General features: G+C 29.4%; 6 protein-coding genes. All 6 read left to right on the top strand.

Annotated features, from left to right (window positions below):
- Positions 1–145: 145 nt before the first annotated feature.
- The 6 genes from H3S88_RS13625 to H3S88_RS13050 all read left to right on the top strand — a co-directional run bounded on the left by H3S88_RS13625 (position 146) and on the right by H3S88_RS13050 (position 2368).
- Positions 146–253 carry a DNA/RNA non-specific endonuclease gene (locus H3S88_RS13625; protein ID WP_374190651.1) on the top strand — a complete coding sequence of 36 codons (108 nt, stop codon included), beginning with the start codon at positions 146–148 and terminating at the stop codon, positions 251–253.
- Between the two features lie 98 nt (positions 254–351).
- Positions 352–705, top strand: coding sequence for an immunity protein YezG family protein (locus tag H3S88_RS13030; protein ID WP_144093481.1), 354 nt, complete (start codon positions 352–354; stop codon positions 703–705).
- A gap of 246 nt (positions 706–951) precedes the next feature.
- Positions 952–1062: a DNA/RNA non-specific endonuclease gene (locus H3S88_RS13630; protein ID WP_374190652.1), complete on the top strand. Its 111-nt coding sequence runs from the start codon at positions 952–954 to the stop codon at positions 1060–1062.
- Between the two features lie 98 nt (positions 1063–1160).
- Positions 1161–1538, top strand: a complete 378-nt coding sequence (locus tag H3S88_RS13040; protein ID WP_198229199.1) for a hypothetical protein — start codon at positions 1161–1163, stop codon at positions 1536–1538.
- A gap of 274 nt (positions 1539–1812) precedes the next feature.
- Positions 1813–2025: a DNA/RNA non-specific endonuclease gene (locus H3S88_RS13635; protein ID WP_198229197.1), complete on the top strand. Its 213-nt coding sequence runs from the start codon at positions 1813–1815 to the stop codon at positions 2023–2025.
- Positions 2015–2368: a hypothetical protein gene (locus tag H3S88_RS13050; protein WP_198229195.1), complete on the top strand. Its 354-nt coding sequence runs from the start codon at positions 2015–2017 to the stop codon at positions 2366–2368. The genes H3S88_RS13635 and H3S88_RS13050 overlap by 11 nt, the downstream gene beginning before the upstream one ends.
- Positions 2369–2439 lie beyond the last annotated feature (71 nt).

The raw sequence follows: 2439 nt of genomic DNA on the forward strand, positions 1-2439 counted from the left end.
TTAATCATTAAAATAGCTAACCCAACCACATTCCATATATATAAATACAGTTTTATAATCTATCTAACTGTATATTAAAGTATTATTTGCGTCTAAGCTTAACGTCGAACATTTGCGACTGTAGCCAACTGACGCAAATATTCATTTGAATGCTAATTTTAATCGTAGCTTATGGAAAAAGATAGAAAATAGATGGGTTAACGCCTTGCAAGACGGTAAAACAGTTAAAGTTGAGATAGAGTCTATATATTAGGGTACAGATATAAGACCAACTAGGTATAGGGTATCGTATTGTGTTGATAATAAAGACTTTTCTTATATAGAATTTTATAACCAAGCGAGTAAATAAATATGATAGATGATCTTTATAATAGAATCGGGCAAATATTAGTTATGAGTTGTCCAAATGATGCGGTAAAAATAGAAACGGGTATAGAAATTGCAGATGAACATGATGCAGCTGGTTACTATTTTTATTATTTTGATAAAAAAAACAATAAAAAACACTTTTTGCCTGATCCTGATGCTACGGATGATATATTTCATACCATGCTAGAAATTAAAAAGTATTTTCTTGATAACAATCTTACTAACGGCGAGCCGATCTGGACGGGTTGTATCGTTGAGATAGATATTAAAAATTCAAAAATTAATTTTGAATTTAAGTATGAGCGGTTTATTAGTATTTTTAAAAATGATGACTAATATTAATCATTAGATAGTTAGGCTTAATCAGATAATAGCAAATCCAAACATAAGCAGTGTTATAAGTATTCTACTGTGTTATAAACTCTTATTATTTGCGTCTAAGTTGATAGCCGAACATTTACGATTGTAGCGAAATGGAGCAAATATTCATTATTGAACAAGTAGGAGGATGCATGGCAAGTTTTACAAGAATTTGGCTTAATTGCCTCTTAACTAAATAGATCATAAGAAAAAATCAACTTCCTGCCAATGAATGCTAATCTTAATCGTAGTATATGGAAAAAGCTTGAAAATGGATGGGCTAATGCTTTGCAAGAAGGTAAAACAGTTAAAGTTAAGATAGAGCCTATATAAGGGTACAGATATAAGACCAACTAAGTTTAGTGTATCATATTCAATTAATAATGGACGATTTATGCAGGAAAAATTATTAAATCAAGCAGGTGGATAAAATGAAAAAAACAGACGATCAATTAAATAATGAAATTGGGCAACTACTTTTTAAATCATCGCCTAATGGAGCAAAAAAAGTAATTGCTCAATTAGAATTTACCCCAGAAATGGATGTTTGTAGATATTTATTTGATTATTATAATCAAAATGATGAATTAAACTGGTATCTACTGGATGACGATATAACAGACCCTTTAATTGATACGGTAACAGAACTTAGACAATATTATATTGATAATAACCTAACTAATGGCTTACCTGCGTGGATAGGTTGTATTATAACTGTTGATATTGAAAATGCTAAAATTGATTTTGAATTTAAGTATGAACGATTTATTGATCTTTATAGTGAGTATGACGGTGATGATCACAAGTAATCTAACTCATTAAATAGTTAGGCTTAATCAGATAATAGCAAATCCAAATATAAGCATATTTTATGTATGTAAACACAGTGCTATTATTTATCTTACTGTATATTAGAGTCTTATTATTTGCGTCTAGGCTGATAGCCGAACATTCACGATTGTAGCGAACTGGCGCAAATATTTATTATTAAACAAGTAGAAAGATGCATGGCAAGTTTTACAAGAATTTGGCTTAATTGCATCTTAACTAAATGGATAATAATAAAAAATTAACCTCCTGCCAATGAATTCAAATCTTAATCGTGGCGAGAGGAAAACGCTAGAAAATAGATGGGCTAAAGCCTTGCGAAAAGGTAAAACAGTCAAAGTTAAGATAGAGCCTTTATATGAAAGTACAGATATAAGACCAAATAGGTTTATGGTTTCGTATTATATTGATGATAAATACTTTTCTTATATAGAATTTTATAACAAAGCGAATAAATATGATAGATGATCTTTATAATAGAATAGGGCAAATATTAGTCATTAGTTGTCCAGATGATGCGGTAAAAATAGTAACGGGTATTCAAATTTCAACAGAAAATGATGTCGCAGCGTATTTTTTTAATTATTTTGATAATAAAAACAATAAGAAAGAGTTTAAACCTGTTTCTAAAGCTAGGGATGATATATTTCAAACCATGCTAGAAATTAAAAAATATTTTATTGATAACAATCTTACTAACGGCGAGCCAATCTGGGCGGGTTGTATCGTTGAGATAGATATAAAAAATTCAAAAATTGATTTTGAATTTAAGTATGAACGATTTATTGGCCTTTTTGAAGATGATGATTAGTCTTAATCATTAAAATAGCTAACCCAACCACATTCCATATATATAAATACAGTTTTATAATCTATCTAACT

The organism is Gilliamella sp. B14448G11, from assembly GCF_016101765.1.
GTDB lineage: Bacteria > Pseudomonadota > Gammaproteobacteria > Enterobacterales > Orbaceae > Gilliamella > Gilliamella apicola_N.